Raw genomic sequence first — 19,478 nt, forward strand, 5'->3', positions numbered from 1 at the left:
ATGTCCGCCGCCATTGAAAAAAATCATGACTACCACATGGTGGAACCGAGCCCCTGGCCGTTCTGGATGTCGGTTGCCGTGCTGGTCATGATGATCGGCGCCGTGGCCTGGATGCGGAACTGGACCCCGTTCCCGTTCTTCATCGGCCTGGCCGGCGTGATCTACGTCTTCTATGCCTGGTGGGCGGATGTGGTGAAGGAAGCCCAGGACGGCGTCAGCCATACGCCGGTCGTGCAGATGCACCACCGCTACGGCATGCTGCTGTTCATCGCCTCGGAAGTGATGTTCTTCGTGGCCTGGTTCTGGGCCTATTTCGATGGCTTCTTCCGCTATGACGACGTCGAGCAGGTTGCGCGTGTTGCCTTCACCGGTGGCCATTGGCCCCCGGCCGGCGTGGAACTCTTCGATCCCTTCCACCTGCCGCTGTTCAACACGCTGATCCTGCTGACCTCGGGCACGACAGTCACCTGGGCGCACCATGCGCTGCTCGAAGGCGACCGTCAGGGTCTCAAGTATGGCCTGTGGCTGACCATCGCCCTTGGCGTTCTGTTCTCGATTGTCCAGGTGATCGAATATACCCATGCCGGGTTCTCGTTCTCGGGCAATCTCTATGGCGCCACCTTCTTCATGGCGACCGGCTTCCACGGCTTCCACGTGTTCATCGGTACGGTCTTCCTGGCCGTCTGCCTGGCACGGACTTATGCCGGCCATTTCACCCCCGAACGCCACCTGGGCTTCGAGTTCGCCGCCTGGTACTGGCACTTCGTTGACGTGGTGTGGCTGTTCCTCTTCGCCTCGGTCTATATCTGGGGCAGCTGGGGCGTTCAGCTGAGCCACTAGGCTCAGGCCCGATCGGAATGGAGGGCGCGGCGAGGCTGCGCCCTTTTTCTTTGGAGACAAGACATGAGCAAGGCTGAAGCAGCGGCAAGGCGCGGACTGCGCTGGAGCGACTATCTCTTCGCCGTCCTGATGCTGGCGCTCGCCGCCACCTGCGTCTTCCTCGGCAACTGGCAGACGGCCCGCCTCGGCGAGAAGGAAGCTCTCGTGGCTGCCGTCGACGAGCGTCTGGGCGCCGACCCTGTTGCGGCACCCGCGGCTGATACCTGGCAAGACCTGGATTTCAACCAGTGGAACTACCAGCCCGTCACGATGACGGGAGCCTACCGCTACACCCAGACCGTCACGGTCTTCACCAGCCTGACCAATGCGCGTGGTCGGTTCTCCGGTCCCGGCTACTGGGTCGTGACACCTTTCGAGCTTGATGCCGGTGGCACTGTCTTCGTCAATCGCGGTTTCGTACCCCAGGAAATGCAGGAGCAGGCGGCTCTGGGCGATCTGCATGGCGATGATGCCGGCAGCGTCACCATTGTAGGCCTGTTCCGCGAGGGCGAGCGAGCCGGAATGATGGTGCCCGAGGCCAATATGTCGGACCGCATCGAATGGGTTCGCGATCCGGCTCGTCTGGCCGCCATGGTCGATCCGGCCCTGGCGCCCATCGCGCCTTTCTATGTCGATCTGCTGGCCGGCGGGGAGGGGGACTTGCCCCAGGGCGGAGAAACCGTCGTCAGCTTCACCAACAACCATCTGGGCTACGCCATCACCTGGTATGGCTTCGCCGTCGTGGCCGTGGCCATGCTCGGCGTGTGGCTGTTTCGTCAGTCGAGGCGCCCCGACAAGACGAACGGATGATGTGCAAACCTTGCGGCCTTGGTCCGGTTTGACTAGGTTGCGACAATTCTAGAAGGGCTTCTCCCCCCGATGCAGTTTGTCTCTACGCGCGGCCAGGCGCCCGTGCTCGGTTTCTCCGACGCCGTCCTGGCAGGTCTTGCCGCTGATGGCGGGCTCTATGTTCCTGCCACCTGGCCGCAGGTCAGCGCCGAGGAAATCGCCGCTTTTGCCGGCAAGCCCTATGCCGATGTCGCCTATGCGATCATTTCGCGTTTCACCGAGGGCGAAATTCCGGCCGGCAAGCTCAAGACCATCATCGATGAAGCCTATGCCACGTTCCGGCATCCGTCGGTGACACCGCTGATCGAGCTTGAGCCGGGACATTTCGTGCTCGAACTTTTCCATGGCCCTACCCTTGCCTTCAAGGATGTGGCCATGCAGTTCCTCAGCAGGATCATGGACCATATCCTGGCCGATCGTGGCCTCAAGGCGACCATTGTGGGCGCGACGTCAGGGGACACCGGCTCGGCTGCCATCGAGGCCTTCCGTGGTCGCGACACCACCGATATCTTCATCCTGCATCCCAATGGCCGGACCTCCGAGGTGCAGCGCCGGCAGATGACCACGGTGCTCGACGACAACGTCCACAATATCGCGCTTGAAGGCACGTTTGACGATTGCCAGGACGCGGTGAAGGCCATGTTCAACAATCATGCCTTCCGCGACCGGGTGCGCCTGTCAGGCGTCAACTCGATCAATTGGGGCCGCATCGTCGCGCAGATCGTCTATTATTTCACTGCCGCCGTTTCGCTGGGTGCGCCGCATCGCAAGGTGAGCTTCACCGTCCCGACCGGCAACTTTGGCGACATTTTTGCCGGCTATTGCGCGAAGATGATGGGCTTGCCGATCGACAGGCTGGTCATTGCCACCAATGCCAACGACATCCTCAGGCGCACGCTCGAAACCGGCCGCTATGAAATGTCCGGTGTTGCCCCCACGATCAGCCCGTCCATGGACATTCAGATCTCGTCCAATTTCGAACGCCTGCTGTTTGAAAGCGCCGGTCGCGACGCCGCAGCCGTCAACCGCATGATGGCGGCTCTCAAGCAGTCGCGCGGTTTCGAGCTGCCCGAAAACGCCATCGCTGCCATCCGCCGCGATTTCGCCGCCGGCACCACCGACGAAGCCACGACCAGCCGCGTCATCGCGGCCACCCTTAAGGCATCGGGCTATCTGCTCGATCCGCATACTGCTGTCGGGGTTGGCGTTGCGCGCTCTGTTGCACATGGGTCAACGCCTATGGTGACGCTGGCGACCGCACATCCCGCCAAATTCCCGGCCGCGGTGGCCGCCGCGTCCGGCATCGAGCCTGCCTTGCCGTCCTGGCTGGCGGACCTATACCAACGACCCGAACGGGTCACCATGCTGGCCAATGACCAGCGTGGTATCGAAGATTTCATCGCGGCCCGCAGCCGCGCCTGAACGACACGTGAGGAACCGCGGTCGTTGAGGCCGCCGGTTCAGGAGGACCAGTGTGAGCGTACAATCGACGACCCTGGATAACGGCATGGTGGTGCTCACCGATGACATGCCGCATCTGGAAAGTGCTTCTCTGGGCGTTTGGGTGAAGGCTGGTGCCCGTTCCGAGCGCAAGGCCGAGCACGGCATCTCGCATCTGCTCGAGCACATGGCCTTCAAGGGCACCAGGTCCCGCTCGGCCCTGCAGATCGCCGAGGCAATCGAAAATGTCGGCGGCGATCTCAACGCCGCGACCTCCATCGAACATACCGGCTACTTTGCCCGCGTCCTCAAGGACGACGTGGTTCTCGCCGCCGACATCCTCGCCGACATTCTGCAGAATTCCACCTTCGACGAAGATGAGCTGGCCCGCGAAAAGCAGGTCATCGTGCAGGAGATTGGCGCTGCCCGCGACAACCCTGACGATCACGTCTTCGACCTTTTCCAGCAGGCTGCCTATCCCACCCAGCCCATCGGCCGCACCATTCTGGGTACGGTGGATTCGGTCCGCGCCTTCTCGCCCGAGACGGTCCGCAAGTATATGCGCCGCAACTATGTCGGCGACCATATGGTGATCGCGGCCGCCGGCAATGTCGATCACGAGGGCCTCGTCGAAGTGGCCCGTGCCCGCTACGCCGATCTGGCCCCCAATGGCGCCCCTGATCCGCAGCGCGCCGAATATCAGGGTGGGCAGGAGCGCCTCATTTCCGATCACGAACAGGCCCACATCGTTCTGGGCTTTGAAGGCCGAGCCTACAATTCCGACGGCTTCTATGCCGCGCAGGTCCTCGCCTCCATCCTGGGTGGCGGCATGAGTTCGCGCCTCTTCCAGGAAGTGCGCGAGAAGCGCGGCCTCTGCTACTCGGTCTATTCCTTCCATTGGGCCTTTGCCGATAGTGGCGTCTTCGGCGTTGCCGCCGCAACCGGCGAGGATGAAGTGTCCGAGCTGGTACCAGTGATTCTGGATGAGCTGCGCCGCGCCACCGAGAGCATTTCCGACGAGGAAGTGGTGCGCGTCCGCAACCAGATCCGCGCCGGTCTCCTGATGTCGCTCGAGAGCCCGTCGGCCCGCGCCGGTCAGCTGGCCCGCCAGCAGATCCTCTGGGGCCGTCCGATCCCCATGCAGGAGACGGTCGAGCGCATCAATCGCATCACCGCCCAGCGCGTGCGCGATGTGGCCGAGCAGATTTTCACGGCCGGCAGCCCGACCCTGGCCGGCATTGGTCCCATCAGCCGCCTTGCCGATGTCGAGAGCATCGGCGAAACGCTCAAGCGCTGATCCCATGTTCTGGCCGTGGTCCTCTCCGGCGCCAATGGTCACCCTGCGCGGGCCGCGCGTCCTTCTGCGCCTGCCGCAGATGCGCGACTACGCCGCCTGGTATGACCTGCGGCGGTCCAGCCAGGATTTCCTCCGGCCCTTCGAGCCACGCTGGACCGAACTGGACCTGGCCCGCCGCGTCTTCTCCACGCGCGTGCGCCGCGCCCGCCAGGAGGCGGAAGAGGGGACGGACTATACCTTCCTGATTTTCCTCGAAAATGGCCGGCAGCAGCAGCTGGTCGGTGGCCTTACCCTGTCCAATATTCGCCGGCGTGCTGCCCAGTTCGTCAATCTGGGCTACTGGATGGGCGAGACCCATGCCGGCAAGGGCCTGATGACCGAAGCCGTGGGCGTGGTCCTGCCATTCATCTTTGAGGTCCTGGACCTGCACCGGGTGCACGCCGCCTTCCTGCCGCACAACACCGCCTCGCGTCGTGTGCTGGAAAAAAATGGTTTCGTGGAGGAGGGTTATGCCGAGCGCTACCTCCAGATCAACGGCCGCTGGGAGGACCATGTGCTGATGGGGCTGACCGAGGAAAGCTGGGCAATTCAACGGCTTAGAAACAGCTCCCGCGTAGCGTGAGGGGCATTTTCTGTGTGTTGCCTTCCAGCAACAGCCATGAACGCTTGTCGCAAGCGTCAATCTCCCGTACCAAGTTAGCGCTCCGCTGGAGGAACAAGAAGACAAGGCTCGTCCGGGCTTCGCGCATTTTTCCCAGACTGCCGCCATAATGAAGCCTAGCGCAGGATTTAACTGCACCCGATGCGTCACCTCATAGCATTCGCGATCAGCCTTGCGCTCGCGCTCTCCGGCCTTGTGTCCGTCGCCACGGCCTTCGAAGTCATCTCGGTCCCTGAGGACGTCAATGCCGTTAATCTCTCTGACGTTGTTGAAGTTGTGCCCGGCACCGATGGCCGCGTGCAATTGTCGACCGCGCCTGACGCTGATGGCATCATCCGGCGTATCGAGGTCCTCGCAACGGACCCGCAGACCAATCCGGCCTTCGCTCTGATCGCGCTGCGCAACGACAGCGATCAGCAGATTCAGCGACTGCTCGTGGCGCCGTTTTTCCGCCTGCCGGCCTCTGGCGTTTTCCAGCCTGACCTGGGTGAAAATCGGATCAATGCCGTCACGCCCAGCGCTGGCATCCGCCCCGAACGCCTGAGCGATCCCGAGGCCGATGTCTTCGAGGTGACGCTCGACCCCGGCGCCACCATGACTGTTATCGCCGAACTGGCTTCCGATGACTTGCCCGAGCTCTACCTCTGGGAGCCGAGCGCCTATCGCGACTACGTCAATTCCTTCACTCTCTTCCGCGGCGTGGTGCTAGGTGTGGCGTCGCTGGCGGCGGTGTTCCTCACCATCATGTTCGTGGTCAAGGGACGCGGTGTCTTTCCGGCGACGGCGGCCTTCGCCTGGGCTGTGCTTGCCTATCTGCTGATCGATTTCGGCCTCCTGGGGCGCTTGCTGGGGCTTCCGGCCAGCGGCGTGCAGCCCTGGCGTGCGGCTGCCGAAGCCGGCATTGCCACGACACTGGCGGGCTTTCTTTTCATCTATCTCAATCTGCACCGCTGGCATCTGCGCTTCATTCATCTGGCGCTTGGCCTTGCGGCGCTGTTCCTGGCGCTGTTCCTGTTCGCCTTCTTCCAGCCCGCCATCGCCGCGACCATTGCGCGGCTCGTTCTGGCCCTGCTGGGCATTTCCGGCTTCTTCCTGATCCTGCTGCTGGCCCTGCGCGGCTATGATCGCGCGGTGCTGCTGGTGCCTACCTGGATCATCTTCATTGCCTGGCTGTTCTATTCCTGGCTGGTGATTTCCGGTCAGGTGACCAATGATGTCGCCCAGCCGGCCGTGGGTGGCGGCCTCGTGCTCATCGTCATGCTACTCGGCTTTACCGCGGTGCAGCACGCCTTCTCCGAGGGGCAGGTCTCCATCGGCACGCTGAGCGAGGTCGAGCGCCGGGCCCTGGCGCTGACCGGTTCGGGCGATTTTGTCTTCGACTGGAACATCGAGCGCGACCGCGTGACGGTCAGCGACGAGCTGGCCACACGCCTCGGTGAAAAGCGCGGTGCGCTGCGCGGCGCGATCAAGCGCTGGCTCGATCGCGTCCACCCCGATGACCGCGACCGCTTCCGCACCGCCTTCGACACCCTGGTCGAGCTGCGTCGCGGCAAGGTTTCGGCTGACATGCGGGTCGCCGGGCACGATGGCAATTTCCGCACCTTCCGCATGCGCGTGAAGCCGGTGCTGGGCGGCGACGGTCAGGTCAACCGCATCGTCGGCACTCTGCAGGACGTCACCGATGACCGCGCCTCGCGCGAGCGCCTGTTGCACGATGCCGTGCATGACAGTCTCACAGGCCTGCCCAACCGCCAGCTCTTCCTCGACCGGCTTGAACGCGCGCTCGTTCGGGCACGTACGCCAGGCGGAACCAAGCCGGCTGTGTTCCTTATCGACATCGACCGCTTCATGGAACTCGAAGAGCGCATCGGCCACTCGGCCGCGGACTCCGTGCTTCTGGCCATATCGCGCCGCATCTCGCGCATCATGCGGCCGCTCGACACCGTGGCTCGCATTGCCGGGGACCAGTTCGCGGTCATCCTCTCGTCCGAACAGGCGGCCGCCAAGATTGCCGAAACGGCCGAGCAGATTCGCAAGGCCCTCAAGGCGCCGTTCAATTTTGGTGATCGGGATCTGGTCCTGACCGCCTCGATCGGCGTCACCATCTATGACAGCAACCCTTCCACTGCCACTGACGTGCTACGCGATGCCGAACTCGCCATGTACTATGCCAAGCGTCTCGGCGGCGACCGCATCGAGGCCTATCGCGCCTCGGCCCGCTCGATTGCCTCCTATAACAAGGCCAGTGAGGAAGACCTGGAGCGCGGCCTCAAGCAGGGCGAGTTGCAGGTCCAGTTCCAGCCCATCATGGATATTCAGACCGGCCAGATGGCCGGCGCCGAAGCACTGATGCGCTGGAATCACCCCACGCGCGGCATGGTGACACCGGACGAATTCGTGCCCCTGGCGGAGCGGTCCGGCCAGATCGAGAAGCTGGGTCGCCTGGCCTTCGAACAGTCCGCCGCCCAGGCCAAGGACTGGATGGCGACCATCGGCCTGCCCGAAGGCTTCTTCATCTCGGTCAATCTCTCGCCCAGCCAGCTGGGGTCCGAGACCCTCCTGGCGGATATGCGCAACCTCATTGCTCAGGACAGCGAGTTGACCGGGCACCTGAAGCTCGAGATCACCGAAAGCCAGGTGATGACCAATCCCGAGCATTCCGCCTACATGCTCGAAGCGCTGCGCAATATGGGGCTCGGCCTCGCCCTCGATGATTTCGGCACCGGCCATTCATCGCTGAGCTACCTGCACCGCTTCCCCTTCGACACGATCAAGATCCCCGCGCCCTTCGTGCGCCTGGGGACCGAGAGTGGCATCGCCCATACCCAGGCGCCGATCATCCGCGCCATCGTGGCCCTGGCCAACGATCTCGATCTGATGGTGGTGGCCGAGGGGGTCGAAAGCATCGACGAGATCGAACGCCTCCGGCAACTCAATTGCCGTTACGCCCAGGGCTTTGCTTTCGGCGCTGCGATGGTCGGTGCCGAACTGGGCAGGAAACTCGCCGCGCAGATGGGCAGGTAAGATCGGGCTTGGGAGCGTCACCCCACCCTCATTCCCTCCCCATCAAGGGGAGGGAGGCGCAAGCCTCAGTCGCCGGTGTTCATCGTCTCCCTCCCCCCTGTGGGGAGGGATTAAGGGTGGGGGTACTTTGGCTGGGCGCCGAAGCCTAGCCGTGCCCCGCCTCGCTGCTCAGCGTCGCCCTTGTGATGTGGAGGCTTTCCAGCGCCTTGTCGTAGCGGTGCTCCACCGGCGTCTCGAACAGAAGTTCATGGCTGAACGGTACGGTCAGCCAGCCATTGGCGCCGATTTCGTCCTCCAGCTGTCCAGGCGACCAGCCGCAGCACCCCAGCGCGAACAGGGCCGAGCGCGGGGCGGGCCCGAAGGCCATGGCCTTGAGAATGTCGAGCGTGGCCGTGAGGCCGATTTCCTCGGTGACCTTGTAGGTATTGCCGCTGTGATAATCGCCTGAATGCAGCACGAAACCGCGCCCCTTCTCGACGGGGCCGCCGCGCATCACGGCCCGGTCCCTGATAGCGTCGGGCAGGCGAATGACTGCATCGGGATCGCCGAGGTCGAGCTCATCCAGAATGTCGGCGAACCGCAGGTTGGCCAGCTCGTGATTGACCACAAGGCCCATGGCGCCTTCGGAGCCATGACCAACGATCAGGATGACGCTTTCGGCGAAGCGTTCGTCGGCCATGTCCGGCATGGCAACCAGGAATTGTCCTTCTAGACTGTTCATGGCCCGATTGTATTCTGCACCCACCAGCCTGCCAAGCGCTGCGCCGCTCAGTTTCTTCACGAAGGCCTGAACCGGCGCTATCTGGTCGTTCATCCTTTGCTGCGCTAATGCCTAGCCATGCGCTTTCCCATTGCTGCCGCCCTTGCTCTTGCTGCCTCGATCCTGCCTGCATCCGCAGGCGAAACGCCATGGCAGGAGGTTGCCCCCGGTGTGTCCATGCGCCTGATCAGCGCCGGCACCATTGATGCGGACGGACGGGCATGGTTTGCGCTCGAAATCGACATGCCCGAGGACACCAAGACCTATTGGAAAGTCCCGGGAGAGACCGGGCTGCCGACCCAATTGGATTTCGCCGGTTCCACCGGTGTATCCGGCCACGAAATCCACTGGCCCTTTCCGCTCCGCGACCTGGCCGATGGCCTGGTGGACTATGTCTATTTCGGCCACACGGTTCTTCCCTTTGTGCTCGATCTCGAGGGTCCCGGCGCCGTCGTGTCCATCAATGCGACCCTGGGCGTGTGCTCGGAAATCTGTGTCCCCGCCCAGGCACAGATGCGCCTGCCGGCGACCGATCCGGAAGGCGATGACGCCAACGCGTTGCGCATCCGTCAGGCTCTGGCCTCCGTGCCCATCGAATGGGATGCGGGTCCCGAACCGGCTGGTGACATCCAGCTGTCCAGGGATGGCACGGGAATTCTGGTCGAGATCGACGAGGCCGTGGTCGATCCGGATAGCCTTATCGTCGCTGGAGAACTCGATGCGCCGCTCTTTGGGGCGCCGCAAAAAAGCCCTCAAGAGAACTTAGTGCTGCTTCCCATTGTGGGCAAAACCGACAATAGTGTCCTCGATGGCATGGAGGTTGAACTGTCCTTCATGACAGCGACGGGTGCCTATGAGGTGAGCCGGACGATCGAATCCGGCGCCGAAGCGAATGTGGATGCTCTGGCACAATAAGCCCGCTGGCCTTGTGCCATTGTAAAAAGCCGCATATCGCAGGAGCATGAGTTTTGGAGTAGGGCGGCTTTGCCGCCGAGCATGGGGCTATTTCCACCAATGATCGAACGCGGCAATTCGGTCCCGTCTGTCGGGATCAAGCTGGTGACTGCTGATGGTGTCGAAGACACGACAAGCGACGCGGTCCTGGGGCAGGGTACTGTTGTGCTGTTCTCCGTGCCGGGCGCGTTTACGCCCACCTGTCATGTCAATCATCTGCCAGGCTTCGTGGCCAACGCCGCCAAGCTGCGCGCTGCCGGTGTCGACCGGATCGTGTGTGCCTCGGTCAATGACCACCATGTCATGAAGGCCTGGGCCGAAGCGTCCGATGCCCTGTCCGACGTCGCCTTTGTGGCCGACGGCAATGCTGCTCTGGCCAAGGCCCTCGGCCTCGACAAGGATTTTTCTGCCCATGGGATGGGCACGCGCTACGCCCGCGCCGCTGCGATTGTCCGCAATGGTGTGTTCGAAGCCGTGTTTGTCGAAGATGCACCCGGCGTGACGGCCAGCGGCGCACCCGCCATCCTCATGGCTCTCGAAGCCGCAGCCTGATCGCCAGGAGCTGATCACACTATGACAATGTCCCTGACGTCCACCCTTCGTCTCGGCGCCACTGGCGCGCTCGCCGTGCTGCTGGCCGGCTGTTCCATGGGCTCCATGTTCGGTGGCGGCAACACGGCTGCCAACGCCAGCCTCCAGAACGCCACGGCAACTCCGCAGGCTGTGGCCCAGGCCCAGACCAGCGCCCTGCCAGTCATCGCCACCGAATGCCCCCCGATCAAGGTGCGGGCGGGCGGCGAGGCCATGTACTACTATGGCAATGGCCGCGTCGGCGACGCCAGGGCCCTGCAGTATCAGGGCGTCATCGACGAGACCTCGCGCAACTGCGTCGTGTCCAATGGCCAGATTACCGTCAATATGGGCGTCACTGGTCGCGTCCTGCTTGGACCCGCCGGCAGCCAGTCCACCGTCAATGCGCCCATCCGCTTTGCGGTCGAGCGCGACGGCCAGGCCATCTTCTCGGAAAAGTACACCATGCCGGTGGCGCTGACGCCGCCCAGCCAGACGGCTGAGTTCGTCAAGGTGGTCGAAAACGTGACCATCCCCTATCTCGGCGGCGAAAACATCACCATCTGGGTCGGCTTCGATACAAGAGGCTGAGAGACGTCCCGCAGGTCAACCCGTCCAATTGCGCCCCGGTGATGAGCCGGGGCGTTTTGTTTTAGCGGGTGTGGGGCAGGGACTGGCAGCCTTCGAGAGGCGGTCTCTCGCAGCAGACTCTGATAATACCAGTCAACGGAGCTGCCAGTACGCTCTCGAAAAGAGGAACAAAGTGTAGCGAATGCCGAGGGCTCTGCACTTGGGGTACGCCGCCCGGCAGCGGCTCAAGGCCAAGGGTGACGCGCGGTCGATAGTGCTATCACCGGTTTTTGTTGCCCATCGCATGTGGGCACAGACCGCAATGCGGTCGAAAGCGCCCGCTACAGACGCGGGCCATCCCTCCCCCTCCTTCAGGTTGAGGCTAGGTGGGGGTCTCTAACGAACGGAGTTATCCCCGCCTCCTTCCCTTGTCGTACTCTCACCCCATCAGCCGGGTGGAGATGGGGTTGCAACGATCAACCGTCCGGCGACAGTCGGGAGCACCCTGAATCGCTACGGGGTGTGGGTCCGGGGATGGGAAATTCCGGTGAGAGCCGGCCCTAGCGAACCCCCCTGCCAGAAATCCCGGCGCCCGGAGGCGGTGTCCGTCTCACTATTATAAAACTCAGAGGCGGGGACAGCCTCCGGGCACCATCAATGACAGTGACCCGGAGGTTTCATGATCGTCCGGCTCTTCGGCCTGCGTTTTTTACTCTGCGGCCTTGAGCGTCTCCGCCGGCCGTTCCCACTTGAGGATGGGCTGGCGTGCGGCGCGGGTCTCGTCGAGACGTCGGCGCGGTGCCTTCATCGGGGCAGCCGTAAAGCGCGCCGAATTGCCCGACTTGGCCTCCGTCGCCAGCTCCGCCATGACGTCGCAGAACCGGTCCAGCGTCTGCTTGCTCTCGCTCTCGGTGGGCTCGATCAGCATGGCCCCATGCACGACCAGAGGGAAATACATGGTCATAGGGTGGAAGCCCTCGTCGATCAGCGCCTTGGCGAAATCGAGCGTGGTGACGCCGGTATCCTTGAGGAAGCTGTCGTCGAACAGCGCCTCGTGCATTGTCGGATAGTCGGGGAAAGGCACCGAGAACAGGTGCTCGAGCCGCGCCTTGACGTAATTGGCGTTGAGCACGGCGTCTTCGGCCGCCTGGGCCAGGCCATCGCCACCGTGGCTGAGCATATAGGTCAGGGCGCGCACATACATGCCCATCTGGCCGTGGAATGCGGTGACGCGGCCGAGAGCCTCGCCCTCGATATGCTCGACCATTTCCAGCCCATTTTCGCCCTTGCGGACGAAGGGGACGGGCGCGAAGGGCGCCAGGGCCGCCGACAACACCACGGGACCCGCACCCGGCCCGCCGCCGCCATGCGGCGTCGAGAAGGTCTTGTGCAGGTTGATATGCATGGCGTCGATGCCGAGGTCGCCCGGCCGCACCACGCCCATGATGGCGTTGAAGTTGGCGCCATCGCAGTAGAAGAAGGCGCCCGCATCATGCACGGCCTTGGCAATCTCGATCACCTGCGGCTCGAAGAGGCCGCAGGTATTGGGATTGGTCAGCATGATCGCCGCGACGTCGGGCGACAGTGCGTCCATGACGGCCTGCACATCGACCGTGCCATCATCCTTGGCTGGCACGGGCTTGACCGTATAGCCCAGGAAGGCCGCCGTGGCCGGATTGGTGCCATGCGCGCTTTCGGGTACCAGCACGATCGTCCGATGCGCCTCGCCCTTGGCTTCCTGCGCCGCCTTGATGGCCATCATGCCCAGCAGTTCGCCATGGGCGCCGGCTTTTGGCGACAATGCTACAGCGGCCGTGTTGGTGAGGGTAAGCAGCCAGTGGCTCAGCTGGTTCATCATTTCCAGCGCACCCTGCACTGTCGACACCGGCTGCAGCGGGTGGATATCCGAGAAGCCAGGCAGGCGGGCCATTTTCTCGTTGAGGCGCGGATTGTGCTTCATCGTGCACGATCCCAGCGGATACATGCCGCTGTCGATCGAGTGATTGAGGCGCGACAGGCGCACATAGTGGCGCATCGCCTCGGGTTCGGTCAGGCCAGCCAGGTCCAGCTTGCTCTGCCGGGCGAAGCCACCGAGACGGTTATTGCCCAGCTCGACTTCAGGCAGGTCGACGCCCGAATGTTCCGTGTCGCCGATCTCGAACAGCAGGGGTTCGTCGGGAATGAGCGCCGAGCCCGAAGCGGAGGTGCCGACAGTGCCCACGCCGGTGGGACGGCCTTGCGTATTCATGCTCATGCCAGTTCCTCCGTCAGCGCGGCGCAGAGGGCCGCAATGTCGGCCTTGGTTGTCAGCTCGGTTGCTGCCAGGATGATAAGATTGTCCACTTCCCGGTCGCCGGGCAGAAGGCGGCTGGCGGGCACGCCGGCCAGGATGCCACGCTTGGCGAGGCGCTCGACCAGGCTCGCCGCCGGTTGGGTGACCCGAATGGTCATCTCGTTGAAGAAGGTCTTGTTGAGCACGGTGACGCCGGGAACACTCTCCAGCGCATCGGCCAGCAGCACCGCATTGGCGTGGTTGAGCCGCGCCAGCCGCACAAATCCGGCTTCGCCAAGCAGACCCATATGGATCGAGAAGGCGAGGGCGCAGAGCCCGGAATTGGTGCAGATGTTCGAGGTCGCCTTTTCGCGCCGGATATGCTGCTCGCGGGTGGAGAGCGTCAGCACAAAGCCGCGGTTGCCATCGGCATCGACGGTCTCGCCACACAGGCGACCCGGCATCTGGCGAATGAATTCCTTGCGCGTGGCCATCAGCCCCAGATACGGGCCGCCGAAATTGAGCGCGTTGCCGATCGACTGGCCTTCGGCCACCACAATGTCGGCGCCCAGCGCGCCCGGCGCTTCGAGCAGGCCCAGCGACACCACTTCAGTGATGACAACGATCAGCAGGGCGCCCTGTGCATGCGCGGCATCGGCAGCATTCTTGAGGTCCCGCAAATGACCATAGAAATCAGGGGTCTGGATGACGATGGCGGCGGTGTCGCCGTCGATATGCTCGAGAATGTCACCCTGGCCCTCGGGCGAGGGCGAGAGGCAGACGAGGTTGGGATCGTCCTTGAGATAGGCCTTCACCACATCGCGGTAATGCGGGTGGAGCCCACCCGAGAGGACGATCTTGTTCCGGCGGGTCAGGCGGCGCGCCATCAGGACGGCTTCCGCCGTGCCGGTCGAGCCGTCATAGAGCGAGGCATTGGCCACGTCCATGCCGGTGATCTTGGCCACCTGAGTCTGGAATTCGAACAGCATCTGCAGCGTGCCCTGCGAGATTTCCGGCTGGTACGGCGTATAGGCCGTAAGCCATTCGGAACGCTGGATCAGATGATCGACCGTCGCCGGCACATGGTGCCTGTAAGCGCCTGCGCCGACGAAGAACGGACCGTCGCCGGCCGCGTGATTCTTGCCGGCAAGGGCGCGCATATGGGCTTCGACGAGGAATTCCGGGCTGTGGTCGGGCAAGTCAAGCTTGAACGACTTCAGTGCCGAAACGGGAACGGCCGAGAACAGCGCGTCAATATTGGCAGCGCCAATAGTGCCGAGCATTTCAAGGCGTTCGTGATCAGAATGGGGAAGATAGCGCATTGTTTACTTCGTCAGGTCCGCATAGGCCGCGTCATCGAGCAGGCTGTCAATTTCACCGGTATCAGCGATAGAAATCTTGTAGATCCAGCCACCGGCGGTGGGATCCGAATTGATGAGACCGGGTTCGCCGGTCAGGGCATCATTGACTTCGGTGACCGTGCCCGACACCGGCGCGTAGATCTCCGAGGCGGCCTTGACCGACTCGACCACGGCAGCCTCGTCGCCCTTCTTCAGAACCTTGCCGACGCTGGGCAGTTCGACGAAGACGATGTCGCCCAGCTGCTCCTGCGCGTAACTGGTGATGCCGACAATGCCGGTCGAGCCGTCAACGCGGATATATTCGTGATCTTGGGTAAACTTGGTGGTCATGGCGGGCCTCAGGCTGACTTGCGGAAATAGCGATGGGGGACGAAAGGCGTTGGTACGACTTCGGCAGGTTGGGCGCGTCCGCGCACCGAGACCTGCAGCTTCGTGCCAATGGCGGTGTGATCAGGCGGCACAAAGCCCAGGGCAATGGCTTTGCCCAGCGACGGGGCGAACCCCCCGCTGGTGACGACGCCGATGGCCGTGCCGGAGGCGTCGAGGATTTCGGCGCCCTCGCGGGCCGGCGCGCCCTCGACCAGGAGACCGACACGCTTCCGGCTCAGCTTGCCCTCGCGCTCGGCCAGGATGCGCTGGGCGCCGGGGAAATCGGCGGCCTCGCGACGACGCTTGGAAACGGCAAAGCCCAGATCAGCCTCGATGGGCGAAACCGAGCTGTCGAGGTCATGCCCATAAAGTGGCAGGCCCGCTTCGAGCCGCAGGCTGTCACGGGCGCCAAGGCCGATCGGCTTGACCCGGGTATCGGCCAGCAGCGCATCCCAGAGCGCCACGGCCTCATGGCGATTGACGAGGATTTCAAACCCGTCTTCGCCGGTATAGCCGGAGCGGGCGATGAATACCTTGTCCTTGCCCCAGCTGAAGGCGCCATAATTCATGAAGCCCAGCTCGACCGCCTCAGGCACCAGCGAGGCCATGACATTGACGGCCTCTGGCCCCTGCAGGGCCAGCAGGGCATAATCGCCGTCGGCCCGGATCAGAGTGGCCTTGTCGCCGGCGGCAGCTTCGATCAGGGCGAAGTCATTGTCCTTGGTGCCGGCATTGACCACCACGTAGAGGCCGCCCGTCGTGATCGGCGAGCGCGCGACCATGAGGTCGTCAATGGTGCCCCCCTCGTCATTGAGCAGCAGCGAATAGCGGATTTGCCCGGGCTTGAGGGCAGCAATATCGCCGCAGATGAGCGGCTCGATGATTTTGGCAATGGCGGCATGGTCTGCCTCGGCGTCGCCGCTGGGATCGGTGAGCATGAGGAAGCTCGGCCCCATATGGCTGACATCGAAGAGGCCTGCCTGTTCGCGGGTCCATTTGTGCTCCGCCATGATCCCGGTGGGATACTGGACGGGCAGGGCATAACCGCCGAACGGCACGATGCGACCGCCGGCCACGACATGTCGTTCATAAAGCGGGGTCTGCTTGAGGTCTTCAGATAGGGCTTCGGCCATTGGGTCTCTCTGGCTGGACGGCGACACGACAAGGCTCCGCCATGCGGCGGGTATGCGTGCCCCCTCTGTCCTTGCCCTGAGAGATTTCCCGGCTGAGCGCCGGTTGCTCCTTCGGAGAGGCCTTGTGAGCCTGCTTTCCAGAGTTTCTGACCTGACTGCGGTCCGTTTGCCTGAGAGTTTCCGGGGCGGTTGCTCCTTCGGCGCTGGCGCTTTGGCCAGTCTCTCCCGCAGTCGAGCGCACCATGGTGGAGAATTCTCGGGAGGTCAACGATCCTTTCTTCCTTCTCCCCTTGTGGGAGAAGGTGCCCGAAGGGCGGATGAGGGGGCTGTCATCACCTGGCGACCGACGTATGCGTGGAGAGAACCCCTCACCCTAGGAAATCCGCTGAACGCGGATTTCCTGTCCCTCTCCCACAAGGGGAGAAGGGTAGTCTGGTCGAACAAAAAAGGCGGGCATCGCTGCCCGCCTTGATCTTGATGCGACCGTAGAGGTCTCAGTTCAGCTTGCCGGCGACGTCGGCGATGGCGGCGTCGATGACCTTGCCACCCTTCTTGCTCATCTCGTCGGAGAGCACGGCGCGGGCGGCCTCGATGGCGAGGTCGGCCGATCGCGAACGCACTTCGGCGATAGCCTGGGCTTCGGCCTGGGCGATCTTGCTTTCAACTGCGGCGGTGCGGCGGGCAACCAGATCGGCCAGCGACGCCTGGGCTTCCTGGGTCAGGCGCTCGGCTTCTTCCTTGGCAGCGATGATGATGCCTTCGGCTTCCTGCTCGGCGGCGATGCGCTTCTGTTCGTATTCAACGAGCAGGGCGGCGGCCTCTTCGCGCAGGCGCTTGGCTTCGCTGAGCTCGGTTTCGATCTTCTTGATCTGCTTGTCGAGCATGTTGCCGATGATGCGCGGCAGGCCGACATAGATCAAAAGGCCAATGAAGATGACTAGGCCGACAAGAGCGAAAAAGCTGTTATCCATCCACTCGGGCATGAGACTTACCCCTTAACCTTGGCCACGGCAGCGCGAACGCTGTCGGTGGGAACGTCGCCGACGAACTGGCTGACCACGGCCTGGGCCGTTTCAGCAGCGATCTCGTCGACATGGGCGAGGGCAGCCGACTTGGTCTGTGCGATGCTGGCTTCCGCTGCGGTGACCTTCTCGTTCAACGCAGCTTCGGCGGCAGCGCGCTTGGCAGCAACATCAGCCTGAATACGGTTGCGGCTTTCCGAAGCGATGGCCTGCGCCTTGGCCTTGGCTTCCGCCAGCGCCTTTTCGTAGGCAGCGATGGCTGCTTCGGTCTTCTGGCGGTCGGCATCGGCCGAAGCCAGGTCGGCATCGATGATTGCCTGGCGCTTTTCGATGGTGGAGCCGACCTTTGGCAGGGCCAGCTTGCTCATCAGCATGTAGAGCGCAGCGAAGGAAATGGCGAGCCACAGCAGCTGGCTCGGGAAAGTTGCCGGATCGAAGGGCGGGAACACGTCCGAATGACCAGCGTCGCCGTGCGCTTCGGTCGTTGCATGCGTGCCTTCTGTAGGATCGGCGTGGGCGCCATCCTCGGCATGCGTTGCTTCGGCATGAACGTCGGCTTCAGTGCCTGGGTTCTCTGCCGGGGGTGCCGCTTCTTGAGCGTAGGCTTGCGTTACCATCTGATCGGTGTCCCGTTACGTCCGGTCATCCGGCTCTAGGCCAGATAGAAGAGCAGCCGGATATCAGCATCCGGCTGCATTGGTCAGTCTTCGGCGCGATTAGGCGACGAACAGCAGGATCAGGGCAACCAGGAACGAGAAGATGCCCAGAGCTTCGGTCATGGCCATACCGAAAATCAGGTTACCGGTCTGGCTGGGAGCAGCGGACGGGTTGCGCAGGGCACCCGACAGGAAGTTAGCGAAAATGTTCGACACGCCGAGGGCGGCACCAGCCATACCCAGGGTTGCGATACCGGCGCCGATCATCTTTGCGGCTTCAACGTCCATTTGTTTGTCCTTTCGAGGGTCAAAAGTTTACCGGCGAAAAGCCGCCGTTTGAGGGACTCAACGTCTTAGTGTGATGGGTGGACCGCGTCGTTGAGGTACATCGAAGTCAGCACTGCAAACACATAGGCCTGCACCACTGCCACGAGCAGTTCGAGCGCCGTGATGGCAACCGTCATGATGAGCGGCAGCAGGGCACCCAGCCAGCCCAGAGCACCGAGGGCACCGAGGCTGACTACAAAGCCGGAGAACACCTTGAGGGTGATGTGACCGGCCAGGATATTGCCGAACAGACGGACCGAGAGGCTGATCGGGCGCGACAGGAACGAGATGATCTCGATCGGCACCACGATGGGAAGCACATAGGCCGGAACGCCTGCGGGAACGAAGAGCTTCAGGAACTTGAAGCCGTGACGGAAGAAGCCATAGAGGATCACCACCGAGATCACCAGGAGCGCAAGCGCCGCGGTGACGATGATGTGGCTGGTCACGGTGAAGAAGTAGGGGAACATGCCAAGCAGGTTGGCAACGAGGACGAAGCCGAAAAGCGAGAACACGAAGGGGAAGAATTTCATCCCTTCCTTGCCCGCCGAACTTCGCAACATGTTCGCGACGAACGTATAGGCCAGTTCGCCGGCAAGCTGGAAACGGCTGGGCACCAGCGCGCTGCGCGAGGCCGACATCACCATGAAGGTGGTCAACACGGCGACCGTGGCCACCATGAACAGGGCCGAATTGGTGAAGGAGAGGTTGAGGGCGGTGCCCGTCGCCTCATCACCGAGATGAATCGGGAACAGGTCATAGATGACAAACTGGTGGATCGGGTCAGTACCGGCCATGGAGCCCTCTAAGCGTCATCAAATATCGGGTCGCTTGTCATCCGCATCGCCGGTTTGCGGCGGGTTGGATGCAGCGGCATTCAGTTCCGCCACCACTCGGATGACGTTTTGGATCCCTGCCGCAAAGCCCACCATGAACAGGATGAGCAAGCCCCACGGACTGGTTCCGAGGCCCAGATCGATGAGATAACCGATAAAGGTCCCCACCAGGATCGCGGCAATGAACTCGGTGGCAATACGCATTCCGCGCGCCATTCCGGTCATGTCGCCGGAGGCTCTTCCCGAGGCTCTATCGTCCTTGAGAGTCTGCTCCCGCTTGGCCGAGGCAATACGCGATGCCAGATCGCGAGTCACCCCCTTGGCGCTGTCTGGCCGGCCATGGTCGTCTGGCGGTATGGTCATCCGCTGCTCCCTCGCCCGGCCGTCTCCCCCGGAAACCGGAGCACGCCTTTTAAGTCGCGCGCAACATAGTGGTGCCCCTATGAGGTGTCAAGGCGCGCCGACTTGTTCTAAGTCTTTGTTAAAAAAGGTATATTT

19 protein-coding genes and 1 riboswitch are annotated in these 19,478 nt (G+C 62.9%); of the genes, 9 read left to right on the forward strand and 10 right to left on the reverse strand.

All coding sequences use genetic code 11. From position 1 onward, the window contains the following. From MQW79_RS17180 to MQW79_RS17205, 6 genes are all read left to right on the forward strand, one after another. Window positions 1-840, forward strand: a complete 840-nt coding sequence (locus tag MQW79_RS17180; protein ID WP_476585691.1) for a cytochrome c oxidase subunit 3 — start codon at window positions 1-3, stop codon at window positions 838-840. Window positions 841-903: 63 nt separating this feature from the next. Continuing rightward, a complete protein-coding gene (locus MQW79_RS17185; RefSeq protein ID WP_476585692.1) occupies window positions 904-1,689 on the forward strand; it encodes an SURF1 family protein in 786 nt (261 codons plus the stop codon). Window positions 1,690-1,758: 69 nt separating this feature from the next. Further along, window positions 1,759-3,150, forward strand: coding sequence for a threonine synthase (gene thrC, locus MQW79_RS17190; protein WP_476585693.1), 1,392 nt, complete (start codon window positions 1,759-1,761; stop codon window positions 3,148-3,150). Window positions 3,151-3,202: 52 nt separating this feature from the next. Beyond that, the gene (locus MQW79_RS17195; protein WP_476585694.1) at window positions 3,203-4,465 is read left to right on the forward strand and encodes a M16 family metallopeptidase; all 1,263 of its coding nucleotides are present in this window, start codon (window positions 3,203-3,205) and stop codon (window positions 4,463-4,465) included. A gap of 4 nt (window positions 4,466-4,469) precedes the next feature. Then, window positions 4,470-5,087, forward strand: coding sequence for a GNAT family N-acetyltransferase (locus MQW79_RS17200; RefSeq protein ID WP_476585696.1), 618 nt, complete (start codon window positions 4,470-4,472; stop codon window positions 5,085-5,087). A gap of 180 nt (window positions 5,088-5,267) precedes the next feature. After that, window positions 5,268-8,150: a putative bifunctional diguanylate cyclase/phosphodiesterase gene (locus tag MQW79_RS17205; RefSeq protein ID WP_476585697.1), complete on the forward strand. Its 2,883-nt coding sequence runs from the start codon at window positions 5,268-5,270 to the stop codon at window positions 8,148-8,150. 145 nt (window positions 8,151-8,295) lie between these two features. Here MQW79_RS17205 and MQW79_RS17210 read toward each other — a convergent pair whose 3' ends face one another. Continuing rightward, window positions 8,296-8,871, reverse strand: a complete 576-nt coding sequence (locus tag MQW79_RS17210; RefSeq protein ID WP_476588259.1) for a YqgE/AlgH family protein — start codon at window positions 8,869-8,871, stop codon at window positions 8,296-8,298. A gap of 117 nt (window positions 8,872-8,988) precedes the next feature. Here MQW79_RS17210 and MQW79_RS17215 point away from each other — a divergent pair, with 117 nt between their 5' ends. The 3 genes from MQW79_RS17215 to MQW79_RS17225 all read left to right on the forward strand — a co-directional run bounded on the left by MQW79_RS17215 (window position 8,989) and on the right by MQW79_RS17225 (window position 11,025). Next, a complete protein-coding gene (locus MQW79_RS17215; protein WP_476585698.1) occupies window positions 8,989-9,825 on the forward strand; it encodes a protein-disulfide reductase DsbD domain-containing protein in 837 nt (278 codons plus the stop codon). A gap of 99 nt (window positions 9,826-9,924) precedes the next feature. Beyond that, window positions 9,925-10,416, forward strand: coding sequence for a redoxin family protein (locus MQW79_RS17220; RefSeq protein WP_476585699.1), 492 nt, complete (start codon window positions 9,925-9,927; stop codon window positions 10,414-10,416). A gap of 21 nt (window positions 10,417-10,437) precedes the next feature. Further along, entirely contained in the window at window positions 10,438-11,025 is a 588-nt protein-coding gene (locus MQW79_RS17225) for a hypothetical protein (RefSeq protein WP_476585700.1), read from the forward strand. Window positions 11,026-11,713: 688 nt separating this feature from the next. Here the strand turns inward: MQW79_RS17225 and gcvPB are convergent. The 9 genes from gcvPB to MQW79_RS17270 all read right to left on the reverse strand — a co-directional run bounded on the left by gcvPB (window position 11,714) and on the right by MQW79_RS17270 (window position 19,343). Further along, window positions 11,714-13,258, reverse strand: coding sequence for an aminomethyl-transferring glycine dehydrogenase subunit GcvPB (gene gcvPB / locus MQW79_RS17230; RefSeq protein WP_476585702.1), 1,545 nt, complete (start codon window positions 13,256-13,258; stop codon window positions 11,714-11,716). Continuing rightward, a complete protein-coding gene (gene gcvPA, locus MQW79_RS17235) occupies window positions 13,255-14,598 on the reverse strand; it encodes an aminomethyl-transferring glycine dehydrogenase subunit GcvPA (protein ID WP_476585703.1) in 1,344 nt (447 codons plus the stop codon). The genes gcvPB and gcvPA overlap by 4 nt, the downstream gene beginning before the upstream one ends. Before the next feature lie 3 nt (window positions 14,599-14,601). After that, a complete protein-coding gene (gene gcvH / locus MQW79_RS17240) occupies window positions 14,602-14,967 on the reverse strand; it encodes a glycine cleavage system protein GcvH (RefSeq protein WP_476585704.1) in 366 nt (121 codons plus the stop codon). 8 nt (window positions 14,968-14,975) lie between these two features. After that, on the reverse strand, window positions 14,976-16,139 hold the full coding sequence (gcvT, locus tag MQW79_RS17245) for a glycine cleavage system aminomethyltransferase GcvT (protein ID WP_476585705.1): 1,164 nt from the start codon (window positions 16,137-16,139) through the stop codon (window positions 14,976-14,978). A 148-nt stretch (window positions 16,140-16,287) separates the two neighbouring features. Continuing rightward, a riboswitch (glycine riboswitch) is annotated at window positions 16,288-16,377 on the reverse strand. A 256-nt stretch (window positions 16,378-16,633) separates the two neighbouring features. After that, window positions 16,634-17,122 carry a F0F1 ATP synthase subunit B family protein gene (locus MQW79_RS17250; protein ID WP_476585706.1) on the reverse strand — a complete coding sequence of 163 codons (489 nt, stop codon included), beginning with the start codon at window positions 17,120-17,122 and terminating at the stop codon, window positions 16,634-16,636. 5 nt (window positions 17,123-17,127) lie between these two features. Further along, a complete protein-coding gene (locus MQW79_RS17255) occupies window positions 17,128-17,778 on the reverse strand; it encodes a F0F1 ATP synthase subunit B family protein (RefSeq protein ID WP_476585707.1) in 651 nt (216 codons plus the stop codon). Between the two features lie 99 nt (window positions 17,779-17,877). Continuing rightward, the gene (locus MQW79_RS17260; protein ID WP_046103481.1) at window positions 17,878-18,105 is read right to left on the reverse strand and encodes a F0F1 ATP synthase subunit C; all 228 of its coding nucleotides are present in this window, start codon (window positions 18,103-18,105) and stop codon (window positions 17,878-17,880) included. Between the two features lie 65 nt (window positions 18,106-18,170). Beyond that, the gene (locus MQW79_RS17265; protein ID WP_476585708.1) at window positions 18,171-18,941 is read right to left on the reverse strand and encodes a F0F1 ATP synthase subunit A; all 771 of its coding nucleotides are present in this window, start codon (window positions 18,939-18,941) and stop codon (window positions 18,171-18,173) included. Window positions 18,942-18,959: 18 nt separating this feature from the next. Next, window positions 18,960-19,343 (reverse strand): AtpZ/AtpI family protein, encoded by a 384-nt coding sequence (locus tag MQW79_RS17270; protein WP_476585709.1) that lies wholly within the window; start codon window positions 19,341-19,343, stop codon window positions 18,960-18,962. Between the last annotated feature and the right edge of the window lie 135 nt (window positions 19,344-19,478).

Source organism: Devosia sp. Micro-HW1, assembly GCF_056341075.1.

Coding starts and splice junctions, on each gene's coding strand:
- MQW79_RS17180 (WP_476585691.1), top strand. CDS start 1: ATGTCCGCCGCCATTGAAAAAAATCATGACTACCACATGGTGGAACCG.
- MQW79_RS17185 (WP_476585692.1), top strand. CDS start 904: ATGAGCAAGGCTGAAGCAGCGGCAAGGCGCGGACTGCGCTGGAGCGAC.
- thrC (WP_476585693.1), top strand. CDS start 1,759: ATGCAGTTTGTCTCTACGCGCGGCCAGGCGCCCGTGCTCGGTTTCTCC.
- MQW79_RS17200 (WP_476585696.1), top strand. CDS start 4,470: ATGTTCTGGCCGTGGTCCTCTCCGGCGCCAATGGTCACCCTGCGCGGG.
- MQW79_RS17205 (WP_476585697.1), top strand. CDS start 5,268: ATGCGTCACCTCATAGCATTCGCGATCAGCCTTGCGCTCGCGCTCTCC.
- MQW79_RS17210 (WP_476588259.1), bottom strand. CDS start 8,871: ATGAACAGTCTAGAAGGACAATTCCTGGTTGCCATGCCGGACATGGCC.
- MQW79_RS17215 (WP_476585698.1), top strand. CDS start 8,989: ATGCGCTTTCCCATTGCTGCCGCCCTTGCTCTTGCTGCCTCGATCCTG.
- MQW79_RS17220 (WP_476585699.1), top strand. CDS start 9,925: ATGATCGAACGCGGCAATTCGGTCCCGTCTGTCGGGATCAAGCTGGTG.
- MQW79_RS17225 (WP_476585700.1), top strand. CDS start 10,438: ATGACAATGTCCCTGACGTCCACCCTTCGTCTCGGCGCCACTGGCGCG.
- gcvPB (WP_476585702.1), bottom strand. CDS start 13,258: ATGAGCATGAATACGCAAGGCCGTCCCACCGGCGTGGGCACTGTCGGC.
- gcvPA (WP_476585703.1), bottom strand. CDS start 14,598: ATGCGCTATCTTCCCCATTCTGATCACGAACGCCTTGAAATGCTCGGC.
- gcvH (WP_476585704.1), bottom strand. CDS start 14,967: ATGACCACCAAGTTTACCCAAGATCACGAATATATCCGCGTTGACGGC.
- gcvT (WP_476585705.1), bottom strand. CDS start 16,139: ATGGCCGAAGCCCTATCTGAAGACCTCAAGCAGACCCCGCTTTATGAA.
- MQW79_RS17250 (WP_476585706.1), bottom strand. CDS start 17,122: ATGCCCGAGTGGATGGATAACAGCTTTTTCGCTCTTGTCGGCCTAGTC.
- MQW79_RS17255 (WP_476585707.1), bottom strand. CDS start 17,778: ATGGTAACGCAAGCCTACGCTCAAGAAGCGGCACCCCCGGCAGAGAAC.
- MQW79_RS17260 (WP_046103481.1), bottom strand. CDS start 18,105: ATGGACGTTGAAGCCGCAAAGATGATCGGCGCCGGTATCGCAACCCTG.
- MQW79_RS17265 (WP_476585708.1), bottom strand. CDS start 18,941: ATGGCCGGTACTGACCCGATCCACCAGTTTGTCATCTATGACCTGTTC.
- MQW79_RS17270 (WP_476585709.1), bottom strand. CDS start 19,343: ATGACCATACCGCCAGACGACCATGGCCGGCCAGACAGCGCCAAGGGG.